This is a genomic window from Kutzneria sp. NPDC052558 (assembly GCF_044547355.1).
Lineage (GTDB): Bacteria > Actinomycetota > Actinomycetes > Mycobacteriales > Pseudonocardiaceae > Kutzneria.
On record NZ_JBIUAG010000005.1, the window covers coordinates 1 to 19,764 of the forward strand.

Consider the following 19,764-nt stretch of genomic DNA (forward strand, 5'->3'; position numbering starts at 1 on the left):
AAAACCTCCGCCACAAACCGGGTCAACTCGTCATTGAGCGACTCCACCTGACCAAGATCCACAGCACAAGATCAAACCACACTCCCTGACAAAGTGACAAAGTACTGTTGAACGTCAGTATGGGGCCCTTCATGACACAAAAAGCGCCGGTGGTCAGAGGCGTTCGTCGAGGCGGATGTGGACCTGGTCGCCGACGTCCTTGCCGATGGCCTTGCGGACGGCGGCCTTCACCGGGAGCTTGTGGGTGCCGTCGCCCAGGGCCATGAAGGAGCTCTCGAACGGCACACCGTCGACGGCGCCGCGCACCTTGACCAAGCCGTGGGTGCCGAAGAACTCGGCGGAACGGGGCCAGACCACGTACGTCCAGCCGCCCTTGGCCGGGCTGCGGACCAGGGTGGCGGTGAATTCAGTCAGCATGCCCCGGTGTCGAAGCCGGGGCCGCGTTCTCGACACTCACTCCGTCTCGTCGGCGTCCTCGATGCGCGTGACGACGACGGGCTCCTCCTCATCCACGGGCTCGACCGCGGTGGCGACCAGGTCGTGCCGGGGCGGAAAGGCGAGGGCGAGCAGGGAGGCCAGCGCGCCGAGCAGGGCGAGCACGACGCCGGCGCCGATGCTGAAGGACACCGGGTCGCCGCTGGTGCTGGCCAGCTGGGACAGGAAGGCGCCGGTGCTGTAGCCGGCGGCGGCCAGTTGCAGCCCGGCGGCGACGCCGAGGCCGCCGGCGATCAGGGAGGCGTTGCGGGTCCAGCGGAACTCGCGCCGCAGCGCGGCGGCGGCGACCGCGACCAGGGCGACGCCGATGATCAGGGTGGCGATGCCGAGGTACTGCTGGATGGTGTGGCCGATGCCGAGGTCCATGCCCCAGGCGGTGATGGACGTCTGCACCCCGGTGGGGTCGGGTGGCAGCGACACGGTCACCAGGTCGGGGAAGGTGCTGGCAATCAGCAGCGCGCCGCCGAGGAACAGCGCCGCGACGGTGCGGACGCCCGGGCGCGCCACGGTCGTCTGCAGCGGGATGGGCGCGGTGTCCTCGTTGGCCATTCGCACACGGTAGCGAGCGGCGGTTCGGCGCCGACCCGCGGCCCCGAATGTGAAGGTTTTTGCGCAAAACGGCGCCGGACATGAGGAGAGGTCGGGTTTTCCGGACCCCTGTTCTCGGCGCTCGGGGGCAGGAAATCCGGACACCCGCGCCCTCGGGCGGGGTGTTTCACAGTTGACAGATGTTGACGCGCCGTAATCGTCGCCGGTCCACGAGGTGAAGTGTGTTGCGGATCACATCGGCGTTAGCATTGGAGCGTTGTCGGTTCAAGGTTTCCGTTATGTCACTGGGGTGTGACGCTGATCACATTGAGACGTTCTTGTAACATTGGCCAAGCTCGGTCGTGGACGTGGGACGTTTCGACGTTCCTGGCCTACTGGGGAGCACTAGATGCGGATGACTGGGGATTAGTTGTGTCCAAGCCAATTCTGCTCACGCCGGCCTCGACGCGCTTGACGCAGGCCGTTCTCGACGAACACGGCTACGCGCTGATCAGGGACGTCGGCGATCAGGACGCCGCCGCCGAATTGCTGCGCGAAATAGGTGAGTTGATTCCGCAATACCACGGCACGCTCACGCACGAGGTCACCTACCGCCCGGGCAACGAGGGACGGTCGTACTCACAGAGCGTGAACACCATCCTGGCCCACACCGAGGCCCCCGGCTGGGACCCGAGCCCGGCCTACCTGGCCCTGTTCTGCCATCAGCAGGCCCGGTGCGGCGGCGGCCACACCGACCTGCTCGACGTCGAGTCGCTGCTGCCCGAGCTGAGCCCGGCCCAGCTGGCGCTGCTGACCGAGGCCAAGCTGGACTTCCCCGGCCCGGCCCCGCACCCGGTGCGCACCGAGCTGCTGCGCACCCGGGCCGACGGCAAGCGGCTGCTGCGCTTCAGCTTCAACCTGCTCACCAGCGGTGACTACGACCCGCCGCTGGACAGCACCCCCGACGCCGACCAGCTGCCGCTGGGCGAGGCCGGCCGGGAGCTGGCGCACTTCGTCAGCGACACCTTCCAGCGCTTGCGCCAGAGCATCCTCATCCCGGACGGCGCGCTGCTGATCTGGGACAACCAGCGCATGCTGCACGCCCGCTCCAGCTATGTCGACAAGGCCCGCCACCTCACCCGGTTCTGGGTTTCGGACCGGAGGGTCGCGTGACCGTGGAGGACAATTTCACGCATATCCCGGGGCTGCCGTCCTTCGATCCCACGGATGTGGCGGAAAGCGCTATCATCACCCGGCTCGCCGGCAATTGGCGGCGGCGGGCGACGGTGAAGCGGGACGAGCCCGACCTCGACGAGCTGTTCGAGCTGGCCCGCCCGGACTATCCCGAGGGCATCATTCCGTTCCGCGACCATCCGATCTGGCAGGGCCTGCCCGATCACACCAGGTCACGACTGCTGAGCTGGTCCTGGATCGCCTACAACCGGCACACCGTGCTGGCCGAGCAGCGGGTGGCCAACCCGGCCTTCGCGCTGGTCATGGAGGGCGAGTTCCCGGGCCTTGGCGGCCAGGACATGGAGATCGCGCTGGCCCAGGCCATGGTCGACGAGCAGTACCACACGCTCATGCACATCAACGCCAGCGCCGTGACCAGGCGCAAGCGCCAGGCGGAGCTGCCGGACGCCTGGCTGCCCTCCTCGCACACCGCCCGTGTGCACCAGGAGCTGCGGGACGGCTGCGACGAGCGCTGGCAGCGCAGCCTGACCACGCTGGCCTTCGCCACCGTCTCGGAGATCTCCATCAACGCCTACCTCGACCTGCTGGCCGAGGACCAGGACATCCAGGTGATCAACTCGACCACGGCCAAGCTGCACAACCGCGACGAGTACTGCCACGCCTCGATCTCCGACGAGCTGGGCAAGATCGTCTACGAGGTGCTCGACCCGGACCGCAGGCGGTTCTTCCTGGACATGCTGCTGGCCGGCCTGGACGCGTTCGTGGCCACCGACTACACCACGTGGGAACGCATCCTGGAGATCGAGAACGTGCCGAACTGGCGGCGGATGGTCCAGGAGACCAAGGAGGACACCAGCCGGGCCCGGCTGGTCCGCGACTACACCGGGCTGCACTCGCTGCTGTCCGAGATGGACGTGCTCGACCAGGTCGACTTCGACTGGGGCAAGTCGGTGGTGAACCAGTGACGGTGACCGTCGAGACCGAGCCCACGCTGCGCACGGTCTCCGGTCGGCGGCTGCGTGAGCTGGTGCTGGAGCGCACCGGCGACGCCGGGCTCGCGCACGAGGTCGACGTGGTCTCCCAGGTGCTGCCGTTCAAGGTCAGCTCGTACGTGGTGCGGGAGCTGATCGACTGGGACCGGGCGCCCGACGACGCGATGTACCGGCTGCTGTTCCCGCACCGGGACATGCTGCCGCCGGAGGACTTCGCCGCGGTGGAGCTGGCCATGCGCACGCAGGACCGCGCCGGCCTGCGCGCGACCGTGGACGCGGTCCGGGACCGGCTCAACCCGCACCCGGGCGACCAGCTGGCGCTGAACGTGCCGCAGGAGGAGGAGGACGCCGACGGCTGGGGTCTCCAGCACAAGTACCACGAGACGCTGCTGGTGTTCCCACGCCAGGGGCAGACCTGCCACAGCTACTGCGGCTACTGCTTCCGCTGGGCCCAGTTCGTCGACCGCAGCGACCTGAAGCTGGCGGTGTCGGGGCCGGAGGTGATGACCGCGCACCTGCGGCGCCACCCGGAGATCACCGACGTGCTGCTCACCGGCGGGGACCCGCTGGTGATGCGGACCGAGCTGATCGAGCAGTACCTGCGGCCGCTGCTGCGCCCGGAGCACGACAACGTGCAGACGATCCGCATCGGCACCAAGGCCGTGTCGTTCTGGCCGCACCGTGTGCTCGCCGGACGCGAGGCCGACGACCTGCTGCGCCTGCTGTCCGCGCTGGTGGACGCCGGCAAGCACGTGGCGCTGATGCTGCACCTGTCCCACCCGGCCGAGCTCGACACCGACGCCGCCCGGGCCGCGCTGCGGCGGCTGGCCGGGACCGGGGCGGTGCTGCGGTCGCAGGCCCCGGTGGTGCGGCACGTCAACGACGACCCGGACGTGTGGGCGCGGCTGTGGAAGGACCAGGTCCGCAACGGAATCGTGCCGTACTACATGTTCGTCGAACGGGACACCGGCGCGCGGCGGTACTTCGGGCTGCCGCTGGCCCGGGCGCTGGAGATCTACCGCGGCGCGATCAAGGGCCTGTCCGGGCTGGGGCGCAGCGCCCGCGGCCCGGTGATGTCGGCCTCGCCGGGCAAGGTCGCCATCGACGGCGTTGTGAACCTCCACAATGGACCGGCGTTCGCGCTGAGGTTCCTGCAACATCGGAATCCCGAGCTGGTGGGCCGGCCGTTCCACGCCCGCTTCGACGCGGAAGCGCAGTGGTGGAACGAGCTTCACCCGTACGGCGAGCACGACCGGGAGTTCTTCGGATGAGGCTGCGCACGCACCTGGTGCGGATGCGGGACAAGGACGTGTGGCGGTGCGCCCGGGAGGAGATTCCCGAGCACCGCGCCGTCCTGGTCGAGCTCGATGCCGACGGCGAGTCGGGGTGGGGCGAGGCGTCGGCGTTCATGACCGCCGTCTACAACTCCGAGACCGACACGGTGGTCAAGCGGCTCAACGAACTCGACCTGGAGGGCCTCGACCCGCGCCAGCCGGAGCAGACCTGGTACCGGCTGGCGCACCAGCTCGACGACTGCCCGTTCGCGTTGGCGGCGCTGGACGTCGCCGCGCACGACCTGGCGGCCCGGCTGGCCGGCGTGCCGCTGTTCGAGCACCTCGGGCTGCCGGTGCCGGAAGGCCTGCCGTCCAGCTACAGCATCGGCCTGGACACCGTGGATGTCATGGTGGACAAGCTGAACCGCACGCCGGGCTGGGGCCTCTACAAGGTGAAGCTGGCTAAGGCCGACGACCTGCACGTGCTGCGGGCGCTGCGGGAGCACACCGACGCCCCGTTCTGGGTGGACGGAAACGCTTGCTGGCAGCCGGAAGCACTGTTCGAGGTGCTGGACGAGCTGCCGGGCCTTGGCGTGATCGCCCTGGAGCAGCCGTTCGCGGTCACCGAGATCGAGGGCCAGCTGGCGGCCCGCGACCGCAGCCCGGTGCCGATCTTCGCCGACGAGTCGGTGACCACGCCGGAGCAGGTGCGGCCGGCCGCCGGCCGGTTCGACGGCATCAACGTCAAGGTGCTCAAGGCCGGCGGGCTCACCCCGGCGCTGGCCATGCTGCGCGAGTGCCGGGAACTGGGCGTGGCCAGCATGCTCGGCTGCCTGCCCGAGTCCTCGGCCGGGGCCAGCGCGGCCGCGCACATCGCGTGGCTGGCCGACCATGTCGACCTGGACACGGTCGCGTTGCTGGACATCGACACCGGGACCGGCGCCCGGCTCGACGACACCGGCCGCATCCGCCTGGCCGGCGGCGCCGGCACCGGCTTCGTGCCGGACTGGACCTCACCGGCTCATGAGGGGAGTGGGGCATGACCACTGTGGACACTCACCGCTGGACCAGCCCGGCGGATGTGCTCCGCGTCGCCACGGCGGCGTTGGAGGCCAAGGGCGTCAAGGAGGCGGCCGAGGTCGCCGAGGTGCTGGTGGAGACCTCGCTGTTGGGCGTGCACACGCACGGGATCCGTTTGCTGGGGCCGTTTCTGGACGAGCTGGAGCGCGGGGTCGCCGTTGCCGAGCCGGAGTTGGCCGTGCGCAAGGATTCCGGTGCGGTCGTGCATCTCGACGCCGGTGACGCCCTCGGCGTGGTCGCCGGGCTGCGGGGCGTGGAGCTGGCGGTCGAACGGGCCGCGCGGTTCGGCGTCGGCGTGGTCGGCGTCCAGCGCTCCAACCACTTCGGCGCGGCCGGCTGCTATGCCCGCCGCATCGCCGACGCCGGGCTGCTCGGCTTCGTGACGACATCGGCGGCCAACCGGGTGGCCCCGTTCGGCGGCACCGCGCCGCTGTTCGGCACCAACCCGATCGCCATCGCCTACGGCGACGAGTTCGTCCTGGACATGGCCACCAGCCAGGTCTGCTTCGGCGAGATCAAGGAACGCGGCCGAGTCGGCCGGCCGCTGGAACCGGGCTGGGCCGTGGACGCCGGCGGCCAGGGCACCACGGATCCGGCCCAGGCATCGGCGTTGTCGCCGCTCGGCGGGTACAAGGGCCAGGGGCTGGCCATGGCCGTCACCGTGCTGACGGCGGTGCTGGTCGGCGGCCCGCTCGACTTCGAGATGCCGCACATCGGCACCGTCGACGAGGGCCGCCGGGTCGCGCACCTGCTCATCGCCATCGACCCCGACACCCTCGGCGGCCGCGAGCAGGCAACGGCGGCCATGACCCGGCTGATCGGCGCGGTCCGGTCGAATTCGCCGGCGGAGCCCGATGTGCCGGTGCTGATCCCCGGCGATCCCCAGCGGGCGCACCGGGAACGGCAGTTGCGGGAGGGCATCGAGCTCGATTCGGCGACCATCGCGTTGCTCGACCGGTTGGGGAGTGAGTTCCCGTGATCCTGGTCCTGGTCAGCCCCCGGCAGCGCGGGCTGGACCTGAGCGGAGTCGACGGCTGCGTGGTCATCACCGGCGGGCCGGTGCCGGTCGGGGCCGACGCCGTGGTGAAGGTCGCCGACTACCGCACCGAAACGCTGGTGGCGGCCGGTCTGGACCTAGCGCGGCACCACCGGTTCCAGCGGGTGGTGTCCTTCGCCGAGGCGGACGTCCTGGCGGCGGCGCAGCTGCGCGAGACCCTCGACCTGCCCGGACAACGGCCGCCCAGCGCGTTGGCCTATCGGGACAAGTCGTTGATGCGCGAGCACACCCTCGCCGCCGGGCTGCCCGGGCCCGCCGGCCAAACGGTGGAAACGGCGTTCGAGGTACGGGAATTCGTTGCCGCGCAGGGGTTTCCGGCCGTGCTGAAGCCGCGGTCGGCCTCGGGCAGCGTCGGCGTGCGGATCCTGCGGTCGGCAGCCGATCTCGCCGAGTTGCCGGATCAGCTGGCCGACCATGTGGTGGAGCAGTTCGTGCCCGGCGAGGTCGTGCACGTGGACGGCCTGCTGGTCGACGGCAAGCCGGTGTTCGCGCTGCCGGCCGCCTACACCGACCTGGCGTGCCTGGCCCACTGGGAGGACAGCGGCAGCGGCAGTCTGCTGCTGACCGCCGATCACCCCTGGCACGGCCCGCTGACCGAGGAGCTGTGGCGGGTGGTCGAGGCGCTGCCGGCGGCGTCGGATCTGTTGCTGCACGCCGAGTTCTTCGTCGCCGACGGCCGACGGCCGGTGCTGTGCGAGATCGCGTCCCGACTGCCGGGCCACCCCATCCCGCCCATGATCAACCGGGCCCTGGGGTTGGACCTGCGGGACACCTGGCTGCGCATCGCCGCCGGCCTCCCGGTCGACGTCGCGGCCATCGCCGACGCGGCCTCGAAGGCCGGCTCGGTGGCGAACTTCGGCCTGCCGCCGAGGCTCGGGCGGATCACCAGCGTGCCGACCGAGGCGCCGGCCTGGGTGCACGACCTGGAGGTGCTGGCCACGCCCGGCGAGGTCTGGGACCGGGACCGCTACGAGGCCCGCAAGTCCGGCGACTTCGTGGTCACCTGGACCGTGACCGCCGACAACGAACTGGAGCTGCGGCAACGGATCCAGGAGTCGGCCGAGCTGGTGGAGGCGAAGGTCGGCTGGCAGGAGCCGACCTCGGTGGGTGGCGCCGGATGAAGTGGGAACTCGTCGATCTGTCCGAAGTGGACTTCGAGCGCTGGGTGGATCCGGTCGGCCACACGCCGGTGTGGTCGGCCCCGGGTTTCCGCCGGGTGACCGAAGCCCTGCCCCAGCACCCGGTCCTGCACCTGGCCGCTATCCGTGACGGCCGGCCGGCGCTGCTCGCCCCGTTGCTGCGTAGCGAAAAACCCGGCGGCCTGCTGTTCTACGACCTCCCCGCGATGATCGGCAACGAAGGGGCCTTCGGCGACCACAAGCGGCTGCCGGAGTCCGAGCAGTACCAGGACCTCGACCTGACCGAGGACCGGCTGGCGGCGTACCCGAGCATCGTGCTGGGCACGCATGGCGCGCACCACGGCATCACGCTGGATCCGTTGCTGGACAAGGACGAACGAATCGCCCTGTGCCGGGAGCTGCCCGGTGCGGTGGCCGAGGTGGCCGACAGTCTCGGCTGCGCCAGCCATGGCCTGCTGTACCTGACCGAGGGCCTGCTGGACTGGATGCGGCCGGCCCTCACGCCCGAGCACGAGATCGCGGTGCTTGGCGCGGAAAGCGTGCTGGAGTGCGAGGGCAGCACCTGGGAGGACTACGTCAACGGCCTGTCCTCGCGGCGTCGAACCCGGGTGCTGCACGAGCGCCGCAGCTACCTGGCCGGCCCCGACCGCAGCACGATCACCACCGGCCCGGACGCCATCGGCGTCGACCTGGTCGAGCTGCGCTGTGCCTTGCGTACCCGCTACGGCCTGCCCGACCAGCGCGATCGCACGATCGCCGAGTTCGAGGCGCTGTCCCGTTGGTGCGGCGAGGACCTGATGGTGATTCGGTCCCTGCGCGAGGACGAGCCCGTGGGCTTCGTGATCTGCCTGCGCCGCAACGACACGCTGTACGCCCGCACGGCCGGGTTCGACTACGACCGCTTGGGGCCCAAGGACTTCTGCTACTTCAACGTCGTCTACTACGACGCGCTGGAGTGGGGGCTGCCCCGGGGCGTCCGCCGGCTGGAGCTGGGCCTGGCCAGCTACCCGGCCAAGCGCACCCGGGGCTGCCACTTCGAGCCCCGCCTGGGCGTTGTCCACCTGCCCGACCACGAGAGACTGCGCACCGCCCTGCGCTGGCAGGACCGCGGCGAGCGCCTGCGGCTGACCGAGGAATGTGGCCTGTGAACAGGGGAGTAGACCGATGGACGTGACCTCGGGTCCGGTGTGGATCGACGGTGAGGTGGTGGCCGGCGCCGACGCCATGGTGCACGTGCTCAACCCCAGCCTGCACTACGGCTGGGGCGCCTACGAGGGGATCCGGTTCTATCCCTCGCGGACGCCGGAACTGGACGGGCCGCTGGTGTTCCGGCTGCGGGAGCACATCCGGCGGCTGGTCAACTCCTCGCGGGCGCTGGGCATGACCGTCCCGCACACCGAGGAGGAGCTGATCCGCGCCTGCGCCGACATGGCCCTGCGCTCCGGGCTTTCCTCCGGTTACCTGCGCCCGCTGGTGTTCCTGCGCGAGGGCGCGATGTCGGTGGCCGGGCAGCTGGACCAGGTGCGGGTGGCGATCGGCTGCTGGGCCTGGTCGGGTTACCTGCCCGACGCCGACCATGGCATCCGGGTCCGCACCAGCGGCTGGGTGCGCAGCGGTCCGGCGCAGCTGCCGCCGAGCGTGAAATCCACCGGTGGCTACATCAATCCGTCGCTGGCCCGGCTGGAGGCGGTGCGCGGCGGCGATCACGAGGCCATCCTGCTCAACCAGGCCGGCCGCGTCGCCGAAGCCTCGGCGGCCAACGTGTTCGCGCTGCTGGACGGAGTTCTGGTGACGCCGCCGGTGTCGGAGGGAATTCTCCCCGGCATCACCCGCGACGCCGTGCTGACCATGGCCGCCGATGTCGGCGTGCCGACCGAGGAACGCCCGCTGGCCCCGGCCGATCTTCGGATGGCCGACGAGGTTCTGTTGGCCGGCACGGCGATGGAGCTGGTGGCAGTGACCACATTGGACGGTCTGCCGGTCGGCGGCGGCAGCGCGGGGCCGGTGTTCACCACCCTGCGGGCCGAGTTCGACAAGGCCATCACCGGCCAGCTGCCGGCCCGCCGCGACTGGGTCACCGACGTGACCAGCGTGCTGGACACCGTTTCGCCGTGAGTGTCGCGAACCTGCTGCGGGCCTACGTCCCGCACACCCGCGCCGGCCGGCTGCTGGCCGGCGCGGCCGCGGTGGATTCCATGGGCAGCGGGCTTTTCCTTGCCCTGATCCCGGTTTTTGTCGTCACGCACGTCGGCATCGACCCGGTCAGCGTCGGTGTGGCGCTGGGCGTGGCCAACCTGCTCGGCTTGGCCGGCCCGGTGCCGGCCGGCTGGCTGGCTGACCGGTTCGGGGCCGGCCGGGTGTGGAGCGTGCTGCTGCTGGCCCGGGCGATCGGCTACGCCGGCTTCCTGTTCGTGGACTCGTTCGCCGCCTACCTGGTGCTGACCTGCGTGGTCAGCCTGTTGGACCGGGGCAGCACGCCGGTGCAGCAGGTGTTCGTGGTGCAGGTCGAGCCGGTCGAGCAGCGCAGCCGGTCGCTGGCCGTGCTGCGGACGATGCGCAACGCCGGCATGAGCCTGGGGCTACTGGGTTCCGGCGTGCTGATCGCGGTGAACACGGTCAGCGCGTTCCATTTCGGCTTTGCTGTCAACGCTTTGTCCTACGTCGGGCTGCTGCTGGTCGTGCGCGTGTTGAACCGGGATGCCCGGCCGGTGGCGCGGGAACGCCCACCGACCACACTGCCCACCGCCGACGGGCGATATCTGCTGATGTCCGTGGGCAATGCCTTGCTGACACTGCACGACTCGGTGCTGTTCACGCTGATTCCCTTGTGGCTGGTGACAAAGTCCACCGCGCCGCCGGCGCTGGTCGGCCCGCTGCTGGCGTTGAACACCGTGCTCACGGTGGCGCTCCAGGTGCCGTTGACGAAGTGGAGCATCGGCCTGAGCGCGGCCCGCCGCACGGTGATCCGCGCGGCGCTGCCGTTGATCGGTGCGTGCCTGCTGTTCATGGCCGCCGAGTTCACCGGCCCGACGGTGGCCGCAGTCCTGGCGGCGTTGGCGGTGATTTCGTTGACAGTAGGGGAGAATCTGCACACGGCAGCCGGATTCGAGCTCTCGCACCTGTTGGCCCCCGAGCATTCGGCTGGGGCCTACATCGGGGTGTTCAACCTCGGCATCGCGGCCCAGCTGTGCTTCGGGCCGCCGTTCATGACGGCTGTGGTGCTCCGTGGGCCGGTCGGCTGGGTGGCGTTGTCGGCGACGTTCGCCGTGGGCGCGGTGTTGATGGTGGCCGGTGGCCGACGGGTGGAGGTGCTGCGGTGAGTGATGAGGAACATGTGCTCGTGGTGGGCGGGGGCATGGAGATTCCCGGTCTGTTGCGCGCACATCGGCCCGGGGTGAGGACTTCCGTGCTGTGCCAGCTCGCTCTGCTGCCCCGGCTGTGGGAACCGGCCGGGCACCAACGGGTTGTGGCGCTCGGCCCGGACTGCCCCGACCAGGAGTGGATCGACGCGGCGGCCCTGATCCACGCCGCCGATCCGGTCACCAGGATCGCCACTCTCGGCGAACGGGACCAGGATCGGGCGGCGGCCGTCGGTGTCGCGCTGGGGCTGCCGATGCACGCGCCGGACACGGTCGCCGCCGTGCACGACAAGGCGACCATGCGCCGCGTGCTGGCTGCTTCCGGGGTAGAGCGGGTCCGCAGCCACACGGTCGACAACGCCGAGGACCTGGCCCGGTGGGTCGCGGACAATCCGGGAACCTGGGTCGTCAAGCCCTTGGACGGCTCGGGCAGCGCCGGGGTCGGCGTGATCTGCGATCCGCAAGACGCTTCGGCCCGATACGAGCGGTGTGTCGGTTCCTCGCACACCGGCCGGGCCGGCGCGGCGCGGGTGCTGGTCGAGGAGTTCCTCACCGGCCGCGAGATCAGCGTGGAGTCCTTCTCCGAGCAGGGAGAACACGTTGTCGTCGCGGTGACGCAGAAGTTCACCGACCCGGCGACGTTGGTGGAACTCGGCCACGTGATCCCGGCCGAGCTGGACGCCGACACCGCCGAGGCCGTGCGCCGGCACACCGCCCGCGTGCTGTCCGCGCTCGGCGTGCGGGATGGGCCGTGCCACACCGAGTTGGTGCTCACCGACGACGGCCCGCGCACGATCGAAACCCATCTGCGGCTGGCCGGCGACGAGATTCCGTACCTGGCCAAGGACGCCACCGGCGTGGATCTGGTCGGGTTGGTCGTGGCCCAGACCCTCGGCGAGACGGTGCTGCCGGGCCTTCGGCAGCGGCTGGCCGAGCCCGGCGGCCCGGCGCAGGCGATCTGGTTCGGCGCCTCGCCGTGCGCCGGCACGCTGGTGTCGGTGGAAGGCGCGGATGACCGGGTGGTGGTCGCGGTGAAACCCGGCGACCAGCTCGGCGAGCTGAGCGATTCCGGCTCACGCCCGCTGTGGGCCCGGGCCGACGGGCCCGACCCGGCGACCGCGGTGCGGCTGGCCCGGGAGGCCGTCGCGCGGTGCCGCCTCATCGTGTCCGTACCCTCGGCGCAGGCCGATGGCATGGGGGCCACGGCGTGACAACGGGAGAAGACAGCGTGAGTGACGTGCAGTTCAGGCGGGCGACCGAGACGGACCTGCCGGCGATCGTGGCGATGCTCGCCGACGACGTGCTCGGGGCGACCAGGGAGTCCCCCGACGACCTGACCCCGTACCTGGCGGCATTCAAGGGCATCGAGGCCGACCCCAACCAGTTCCTGGTGGTGGCCGACCGGGACGGCGAGGTCGTCGGCACCATGCAGCTGACCTTTCTGCCCGGCCTGTCCCGCAAGGGCGCGACCCGGGCCCAGATCGAGGGCGTGCGGGTGCGGGGCACCGAACGCGGCACCGGCCTCGGGTCGCAGCTGATGGTGTGGGCCATCGACCAGGCGCGGGAGCGGGGCTGCAACCTGGTGCAGCTGACCTCGGACACCGCCCGCACCGACGCCCACCGGTTCTACGAGCAGCTCGGCTTCACGGCCAGCCACCTCGGTTTCAAGCTGTCGCTCTGATCGTTGGCGGGAGGACTGCCCATGTGGTCGGTGTTGTCGGTGGTGGCGGTGTTGACCGCCAATCTCGTCACGGGCGCACCGGCCCCTGGGCTGTTCGACCATCCGTGCCCCGGCCATCCGGACTACGAGTGCGGCTCGCTTTCGGTGCCGATGGACTACTCACGGCCGTGGGGGCCGCGGTTGACGATCACCGTGTCGCGGCTGCGGGCCACCGGTCCGCAGCGCCAGGGCGTGATCGTCTACAACCCGGGCGGCCCGGGCAGCAGCGGGCTCTACAAGGCCGACATCCTGCCGGCGTCGGTCCGGGCCGCCTACGACTACATCGGCTTCGACCCCCGGGGCGTGGGGCAGAGCAGCCCGGTCAGCTGCGTGGACGGGCAGTTCTTCGCCTCGCCGGCCGCCGACCCGAATCCGGTTTCCTCGGCCGACAAGGCTCGGATCCGGTCACGGGCCCGGCAATACGCTTTCGGGTGTGCTGTGCGTGGTGGGCCAGAATTGCCGTACCTGAACACGCCGAACACAGCTCGGGACATCGACGAGATTCGCAAGGCGCTGGGGGAGCGGCAGATCAATTACTACGGGTCGTCCTACGGCACCTATCTCGGGGCCGTGTACGGGCAGCTCTTCCCGCAGCGGGTGCGGCGCATGGTGCTGGACAGCTCCGCCGACGCGTCGGTCCCGAACGTGTGGTATCAGCAGAACCTCGACCAGGACGTCGCTTTCCAGACCCGGGCCGAGGAGTGGTTCGCCTGGATCGCCCGGTACGACAGCGTATTCCATCTCGGCGAGTCGATGCGCGATGTCTACGCCGCCTATTCATCCGCCCGGTCACGATTGGCCGCCGCCCCGGTCGAGGTGCTCGGACCAGCCGAATTGGATGCGGTGGTCGTCAATTCGGTGTATTTCGACACCAACTGGGTGGCCAATGCCCGGGCGTTGAGCGACTACGTGGTGCGTGGGGACGCTTCGGCGCTGCTGGCCGACGCCCGGGATGCCGATCCGACCTCCGCGTCGGCCGAGAACTCCACCGCCGCCTACACCGCCGTGAGCTGCAACGACGCTTCGTGGCCGCGATCATGGGCCCGGTGGGATCGCGACAATTCGGCGTACGCGGTGAAGGCGCCGATCGAGACCTGGGCCAATGTCGCCTTGAACCTGCCCTGCGCCTATTGGCCGGTGAGCGGGGCCCAGCCGACGCGGATCGACGGTCGGGGGCTGCCGCCGATCCTGATGTTGCAGGGGACGCTGGACGGGGCCACGCCGTATGGGGGAGCCTTGCGGACCCATGCTTTGCTGCCCAGTTCGCGGATGGTCGTCGAACAGGGCGGGGGATCGCACGGGCTGTATAATCGACCGCAGGTGCACAACGCCTGCGTCGACGGGTATGCGACCGATTATCTGCTCAGCGGAAGGGTTCCGGCCCGGGATGTGACATGTCCGGGGCACGCGTTGCCGGCGCCTTAGTGCTTCCGCACCACCCGCTCCGCCTCGCCGCGCTTCCAGATCGTGACGTCCATGTGCCCGTCCCCGACCTCCACCGCCGATGCGCTGCTGATATCCGCCGCGTAGAACGGCTTGAACTCCCGGCCCCGGAGATCGAAGCCGGTTTCCCGGTACAGATTCTCCGCGTACCGGGCGTGCAGATCGAGGTCCTGCACATCGTGCACCGTGCCCCACAGTTTGGCGTCGCCGTCGGAAACGTGCGTGTCCACGGTCGCCGTGTGCAGGCAGAACCGCGGATCCCGGGCCAGATCCCGGAACTTCGTGGTCCCCGGCATGCCGCCGATCCACAGCTGCCCCTCGAACACGCGAGGCTCCATCGGACTGATCCGCGGTGAGCCGTCGGCCCGCAGCGTGGCCAGCAGGCACAGGTTGCCGGTGGCGGCGTGTCGCCGGGTGAAGATCGCGGCGATCTTCGGCGCGATTTCAGCGAACTCCTGCCAAGTCGTCACCCGGACGACGGTACGCCGAACCTGGCCAACAAGTTCGGTGAGCAGTGAGACGGCGCCGCTGGTGCGAACGGGAGGGCCGGGGGTGGTGAACACGTCCTCCCTGTCGACCAAGGTGGTCGGCGTCCTGGACCAGAGCTGATCGACACGACAGTGCCCGCGATCCGGTCCGGTGTCGGGGCTGGCGTCGGTGACGGCGGTCGAGGCTAGGGGCCGGTGTTGATCGCGGCGGCCAGCGCCGCCACCAGCCGGTCCCGCAGCTCGGGTCGGGACCGGATCTCGCTGTCCGACTCGATGTGCGCGAACACCGCGCCCATCGAGTCGGCGGCCTGGCCCTGGACGTTGGTGGTTCCCTCCAGATGGCCGCAGCTCTGCTGCCAGGCCCGGCAGACCACGGTGCCGTCGGCCTCGATCCGGTCGGCGATCCGCTCGTGCAGGGCGGTGTGCTTGGTCGAGCCGCCGGAGACGACGACGCCGATGCCGGGCAGGCTGTCGTCGTCGAATCCGTGCAGCTGCACCTGCGGCAGCCCCCGGCGGGCCAGCTGGGTGGCGACCAGGTTGAACAGGGAGTTCGCGTTGTGGGCGACGTCGGCCAGGCCGTTGGCGGCCCGGCGGTGCGCGCCGGCGATGAGCACGGCGGATCCGGGCAGGGCCCGGTACAACTGGACACCGACCTGTTCGGTGTCCAGGTCGAAGTTGGGATGCGGCACCTCGATGACCAGCTTCGGCGTGGCGCCGTAGTCGGCGAGGTACATGCCCCAGCCCCGCTCGTCGCCGGGCTGGCTGGCGGCCAGCGTGAAGTGCCGGCCGGACACGGTGTCCCGGCCGTCGGTGACCGTGAATCCCAGTGGTGTAAGCGTTTTCATCTCACTCTGAGTGTCCTTTCCGCCGGTGAGCAGCGGAATCAGGCCGTCCAGTGCGGTCCGGCCCTCACGCACGGTGGGCGGCCGGTAGGGTGCGTCCGCCTCCAGGGCCCCGGCGAACTGTGAGGCCCGCTCGGCCAGGTCGATCCCGTCGGGGCGCTGTGGAACGTTGATCACCGCGAGCACCGCCACGCACACCACTCCGAGCACTGTGACCAGCAGATTTCGAACAGACACCAGGAAATCTCCGGTGGGTCGGGCTGCCCGGCGGTGGCTGCTGGCGGTTGTCCGGTCGCGAATCGTGCTTGCCTTGTGACTCCAATCATACTCTAATAGGCAATGAAGTAGACAGTACGTCTGAGACGCAGCACCCCGCCGCCGCGTTGAAACCGTCCTCTGTGGACCGAACAGGGAGCGCGCGTGGTGGCGATGGCGGCCGGCCCCAGGCCGGTGGAGAACGGGTTTCCGGGCGGCCTCAGGGCCCCGCTCGCGGTCGTCGGGGCCGCGTTGGCCCTGCTCGTGGCCTGGTGCGTGATCGGACTGCCGGCCGCCGGCCGCAGCGGCGGCCCGCAAGTCGTTGCGCAGTCCCAGGAACTGCTCGTCAACGATCTGGCCCGGGCCGCCGCCGACTCGATCGGCGACGTCGCCGGCGACCTGAGCACGGCCGGCGCGCTGTACACCGTGCACCCCGACCCGAGCCCGGCCGGCACCCTGGCCGCGTTCACCCGCAGCACCCCGCAGGCCCTCGGCCTGGCCCTGGTGCACCGCACCACCGGCGCCCTGCTCGCCGGCACGGGCGCGCCGGTGCCGGTGGAGTCCTTGCCCAGCAAGGATGTCGACCGCATCACCGTCAACCTGGTGCGCGACCAGTCCGGCGCGGCGGTGGTGCTGACCACGGCCCCGCTGCCCGGCACCCAGTGGCTGGTGCTGGTCACCACCGGCCTGAAGATCCCGGCCACCACGCTGTCCGGGGAGCCGGCCGCGGCGTTGCTGCTGACCACATCCGACGGCACTGTGGTCAAATCGCGGGGGTCGTTCGATCCCAAATATCAGGGGCTGGTGACCAGGGCCAGCGCGAACGCGGCCACCGATGCCGGCAGCGTGGTCGGCGACGAGAGCGCCGGCCCGGTGGTGGACGGCGCCCGGACGACGCCGATTGCCGTCTACGCGCCGATTCTTACGGGCGATCCCGCTCGGCCACTTGGGCTCAACCTGGTGCTCGTCGGCTCCGCGCCGGCCCATGGGGCGGAGCAGACGCCGGTGGAGACCGCGTGGGTGGCGGCGACGCTCACCGCCGCGGTGCTGATCACGCTGGTGCTGCTCGGGTTCGGCTTCGTGCGGCCGCTGCGCCGGCTGCGCGGCGAGGCCCTCGGCGGCCACCACCGCCGCAGATATCGGCTCCGTGAGGCCACAATCATCTCGGCCGCGCTGCGCAACGAGATCATTCCGGTCAGGCGCGGCTGGTTTTCCGCCCGCGTGCTGGTGATCGCCGCCATCGCCCCGCTGCTGGTCTGCTCGGCGGTGATCGGCGTCGTCGCCCGGGAGACCGTGCCGACCGTGCCGGACCTGGTCGTGCCGGGGGAGCGGAGCCTGGCCGAGGTCACCGCCGGCGCGCTGCGGGACCAGCTCTCCGCGACCCTGAGCGACCTTCGCACCTTCGCCACCCGGGCCAATGCCGACGTGTCCTCGCTGAAACCGGCCCTGGACAACCTCATCGCGCAGAACAACCGCTACCGCAGCGTCTACGTCGCCGATGCCGCCGGCACGGTGCAGGTCACCGCCGGCCGCGCGCCGCTGCGCACCGCCGAGCGCCCGCCGGCCGGATCCGGCCTGCACCAACAGAACACCGCCGGCCGCATTCCTGTGCTGTACGCAAGCACGCCGCTGCCCGACCACACGCACGTGCTCATCGGCGAGCTCGACGTGACCAAGCTGTCGTCGATCCTGCGCCGCAGCGCCGGCAACGGCAAGCTCGTCGACTCCGGCCTGCGCACCCTCGCCTCGGCCGACGGCTACCGCGCCTTCGACATGCTCACCGACCAGGCCCTGCGGCAGAGCGTCACCGACGCCCTCGGCGGCGTCGGCCGGCCCGGCACCGACCAGATCGACGGCGAGTGGTACGTCGTCGCCGCGGCCACCGTCACCGGCTCGCCGAGCACCGACCCGCTGCGCTGGACCGTCGTGCTGCAACAGCCGCTGACCACGCTTCCCTTGCCGGACAACCTGGTTCGCCGCTACGTGCTGTTCGCCGCGCTGGCCGCCGGGGCCGCGGCGCTGCTGCTGCTCGGCTGGTACCACCTGTGCTTCGTGCGCCCGCTGCGACGTCTTGCCGCTGCGGCACTGGTATTGGCCCAGGGCGACGTGAAGACCGTGATCTATCCCGAGCGGCTCAACGAGATCGGCACGCTCTCGCAGTGTCTCGACGCCGCGCGCAGACAGCGCACCCCGACGGCCGTCCCATCCGTTCCGATGCTGGTCTAGGAGAACCGAATGCGTTTCCTCTACACCGTGTATGCCCTCTCCTGCCTGGTGCTGCTGGTGTGTGGGATCGTGGAACAGCGGCGGCACAACCGAAATCTGCGCCGGATCAGGCACCGGGTGCTGGTCAACGGGATTCGCGGCAAGTCGTCGATCACGCGCTTGTGCGCGGGTGCGTTGCGTGGCGGTGGGTTGGTGACGGTGGCCAAGACCACCGGCACCGCCGCGCGGTTCATCCATCCGGATGCCCGGGAGGAGCCGGTGCACCGCAAGTTCAGCATCGCCAACGTGGTCGAGCAGATCGCCATCGTGCGGCGGGCGGCCGGCTACGATCCGGACGCGCTGGTGATGGAGTGCATGGCGGTCGCGCCGCCGTTGCAGGAGATCAACCAGACCAAGCTGATCCAGTCCGGCATCGGCGTGCTGTGCAACGTGCGTGAAGATCACCTGGCCGAGATGGGGCCCACGCTGGACGATGTGGCCCGGTCGCTGTGTCGGTCGATGCCGGTCGGCGGCGTGTGCGTGACGGCCGAGCGGGATCGCCTGCACATTCTTCAGGAGGAGGCCGACAAGCGCCGGTGCACGTTGATCGCCGTCGATCCGGACACGATCACCGATCAGGAGATGGCGGCGTTCGACTGGATCATGTTCAAGGAGAACGTGGCCATCGCGTTGACGGTGGCGGAGTTGCTGGACGTCGGGCGGGCCGAGGCGATGGCCGGGATGTGGGCCGCCCCGCCGGATCCGGGCGTGCTGCGGGTGGATCGCTACACGGCGGCGGGCAAGCGGCTGAACTTCGCGAACGTGTTCGCTGCCAACGATCCCGAGTCGACGGTGATGAACATCGAGCATCTGCTCGATCACGGCGCGATCGGCCGTCCCCTGCACATCGTGATCAACTGCCGGCCGGACCGGATCGAGCGCAACGGCCAGATGGGCGCGATCGTGCCTCGCCTGCAACCGGATCGGGTGCTGCTGATCGGCGAGCCGACCCGCAGCGCGTTGGCCGCGATTCCCTCGGACTGGCGGGACAAGGTGGTCGACCTCGGCGGTCGCCGCAGCGCGCCGGAGATGGTGGAGGCGCTGGTGTCCGGCATCGACGGGCAGGCCTCACTCGCGGCCATCGGCAACATCCACGGACAGGGCGAAATCCTGCTCGCCCAACTGGAGACCCTGGAGCGGTTATGATCAGCCAGGAGCTGTCGCCGGAGGTGGCCACCCTCGGGCTGGCCATCGGATTGTTGTTCTCCCTGCTGTGTTATCTGACCACGAATCTCTCTCCGGGCGGCATGATCACGCCCGGTTGGCTGGCGCTGACCCTGGTCGAGGACTACCGCCGGGCCGCGCTGGTCGTGTTCACCACCGTGCTGACCTATCTGGCCACGCTCGGCCTGAGCAAGATCGTGATCCTGTACGGGAAGCGCCAGTTCGCGGCCGTGGTGCTGCTCGGGGTTCTGTTGCAGACCACGGTGTTCGTGTTGATCCAGGACCATTATCCGCTGTTGTACGTGCACGAGACGCTGGGATTTGTCGTCCCGGGCCTGATCGCGTACCAGCTGGTCCGCCAGCCGCCCGCCGTGACCGTGCTCGCCACCGGGTCGGTTGCCCTCGCGTCGTACGGAGTGCTGGCCAGCGGCGTGCTGGTCGGCCTGGTCCCCACCTCGTAGGAGCCCTG

Annotated in this window: 19 protein-coding genes; 15 read left to right on the plus strand and 4 right to left on the minus strand. The window is 70.2% G+C overall.

All coding sequences use genetic code 11. From position 1 onward, the window contains the following. Window positions 1-153: 153 nt before the first annotated feature. A complete protein-coding gene (locus ACIG5F_RS10950) occupies window positions 154-417 on the minus strand; it encodes a DUF1905 domain-containing protein (RefSeq protein WP_396517374.1) in 264 nt (87 codons plus the stop codon). A gap of 36 nt (window positions 418-453) precedes the next feature. Next, window positions 454-1,044, minus strand: a complete 591-nt coding sequence (locus ACIG5F_RS10955) for a hypothetical protein (protein WP_396517376.1) — start codon at window positions 1,042-1,044, stop codon at window positions 454-456. A 291-nt stretch (window positions 1,045-1,335) separates the two neighbouring features. On the opposite strand from ACIG5F_RS10955, the gene ACIG5F_RS10960 reads away from it, so the two are divergent. Genes ACIG5F_RS10960 through ACIG5F_RS11015 form a run of 12 tightly spaced genes read left to right on the plus strand, consistent with a single transcriptional unit; the run spans window position 1,336 to window position 14,263 of the window. Next, the gene (locus tag ACIG5F_RS10960; RefSeq protein WP_396517378.1) at window positions 1,336-2,196 is read left to right on the plus strand and encodes a TauD/TfdA family dioxygenase; all 861 of its coding nucleotides are present in this window, start codon (window positions 1,336-1,338) and stop codon (window positions 2,194-2,196) included. Next, window positions 2,193-3,182 carry a diiron oxygenase gene (locus ACIG5F_RS10965; RefSeq protein WP_396517379.1) on the plus strand — a complete coding sequence of 330 codons (990 nt, stop codon included), beginning with the start codon at window positions 2,193-2,195 and terminating at the stop codon, window positions 3,180-3,182. Before ACIG5F_RS10960 ends, ACIG5F_RS10965 begins: the two co-directional genes overlap by 4 nt. Then, on the plus strand, window positions 3,179-4,480 hold the full coding sequence (locus ACIG5F_RS10970; RefSeq protein ID WP_396517381.1) for a KamA family radical SAM protein: 1,302 nt from the start codon (window positions 3,179-3,181) through the stop codon (window positions 4,478-4,480). Before ACIG5F_RS10965 ends, ACIG5F_RS10970 begins: the two co-directional genes overlap by 4 nt. Further along, a complete protein-coding gene (locus tag ACIG5F_RS10975) occupies window positions 4,477-5,526 on the plus strand; it encodes a mandelate racemase/muconate lactonizing enzyme family protein (protein WP_396517382.1) in 1,050 nt (349 codons plus the stop codon). Before ACIG5F_RS10970 ends, ACIG5F_RS10975 begins: the two co-directional genes overlap by 4 nt. Next, entirely contained in the window at window positions 5,523-6,542 is a 1,020-nt protein-coding gene (locus tag ACIG5F_RS10980; protein WP_396517383.1) for an Ldh family oxidoreductase, read from the plus strand. The genes ACIG5F_RS10975 and ACIG5F_RS10980 overlap by 4 nt, the downstream gene beginning before the upstream one ends. Further along, entirely contained in the window at window positions 6,539-7,741 is a 1,203-nt protein-coding gene (locus ACIG5F_RS10985; protein WP_396517385.1) for an acetyl-CoA carboxylase biotin carboxylase subunit family protein, read from the plus strand. Before ACIG5F_RS10980 ends, ACIG5F_RS10985 begins: the two co-directional genes overlap by 4 nt. Further along, window positions 7,738-8,907 carry a GNAT family N-acetyltransferase gene (locus tag ACIG5F_RS10990; protein ID WP_396517387.1) on the plus strand — a complete coding sequence of 390 codons (1,170 nt, stop codon included), beginning with the start codon at window positions 7,738-7,740 and terminating at the stop codon, window positions 8,905-8,907. The genes ACIG5F_RS10985 and ACIG5F_RS10990 overlap by 4 nt, the downstream gene beginning before the upstream one ends. Window positions 8,908-8,923: 16 nt before the next feature. Then, window positions 8,924-9,874 carry a branched-chain amino acid transaminase gene (locus tag ACIG5F_RS10995; protein WP_396517389.1) on the plus strand — a complete coding sequence of 317 codons (951 nt, stop codon included), beginning with the start codon at window positions 8,924-8,926 and terminating at the stop codon, window positions 9,872-9,874. Further along, window positions 9,871-11,079 (plus strand): MFS transporter, encoded by a 1,209-nt coding sequence (locus ACIG5F_RS11000; protein ID WP_396517391.1) that lies wholly within the window; start codon window positions 9,871-9,873, stop codon window positions 11,077-11,079. The genes ACIG5F_RS10995 and ACIG5F_RS11000 overlap by 4 nt, the downstream gene beginning before the upstream one ends. Next, the gene (locus ACIG5F_RS11005) at window positions 11,076-12,329 is read left to right on the plus strand and encodes an ATP-grasp domain-containing protein (RefSeq protein WP_396517393.1); all 1,254 of its coding nucleotides are present in this window, start codon (window positions 11,076-11,078) and stop codon (window positions 12,327-12,329) included. The genes ACIG5F_RS11000 and ACIG5F_RS11005 overlap by 4 nt, the downstream gene beginning before the upstream one ends. Window positions 12,330-12,346: 17 nt before the next feature. After that, entirely contained in the window at window positions 12,347-12,799 is a 453-nt protein-coding gene (locus ACIG5F_RS11010; protein WP_396517394.1) for a GNAT family N-acetyltransferase, read from the plus strand. 21 nt (window positions 12,800-12,820) lie between these two features. Continuing rightward, on the plus strand, window positions 12,821-14,263 hold the full coding sequence (locus ACIG5F_RS11015) for an alpha/beta hydrolase (RefSeq protein ID WP_396517396.1): 1,443 nt from the start codon (window positions 12,821-12,823) through the stop codon (window positions 14,261-14,263). On the opposite strand, the gene ACIG5F_RS11020 is transcribed toward ACIG5F_RS11015, so the two are convergent. Then, on the minus strand, window positions 14,260-14,751 hold the full coding sequence (locus ACIG5F_RS11020) for a pyridoxamine 5'-phosphate oxidase family protein (protein ID WP_396517398.1): 492 nt from the start codon (window positions 14,749-14,751) through the stop codon (window positions 14,260-14,262). The genes ACIG5F_RS11015 and ACIG5F_RS11020 overlap by 4 nt on opposite strands. Window positions 14,752-14,954: 203 nt before the next feature. Beyond that, a complete protein-coding gene (locus ACIG5F_RS11025; protein WP_396517400.1) occupies window positions 14,955-15,848 on the minus strand; it encodes a hypothetical protein in 894 nt (297 codons plus the stop codon). 192 nt (window positions 15,849-16,040) lie between these two features. Here ACIG5F_RS11025 and ACIG5F_RS11030 point away from each other — a divergent pair, with 192 nt between their 5' ends. From ACIG5F_RS11030 to ACIG5F_RS11040, 3 genes are read left to right on the plus strand one after another with little or no spacing between them, the layout of a single operon-like run. Continuing rightward, on the plus strand, window positions 16,041-18,092 hold the full coding sequence (locus tag ACIG5F_RS11030) for a cache domain-containing protein (RefSeq protein WP_396517783.1): 2,052 nt from the start codon (window positions 16,041-16,043) through the stop codon (window positions 18,090-18,092). 9 nt (window positions 18,093-18,101) lie between these two features. Further along, window positions 18,102-19,277, plus strand: a complete 1,176-nt coding sequence (pgsB, locus tag ACIG5F_RS11035; RefSeq protein WP_396517402.1) for a poly-gamma-glutamate synthase PgsB — start codon at window positions 18,102-18,104, stop codon at window positions 19,275-19,277. Next, window positions 19,274-19,756: a poly-gamma-glutamate biosynthesis protein PgsC/CapC gene (locus ACIG5F_RS11040; protein WP_396517404.1), complete on the plus strand. Its 483-nt coding sequence runs from the start codon at window positions 19,274-19,276 to the stop codon at window positions 19,754-19,756. The genes pgsB and ACIG5F_RS11040 overlap by 4 nt, the downstream gene beginning before the upstream one ends. The last annotated feature ends 8 nt before the right edge of the window (window positions 19,757-19,764 follow it).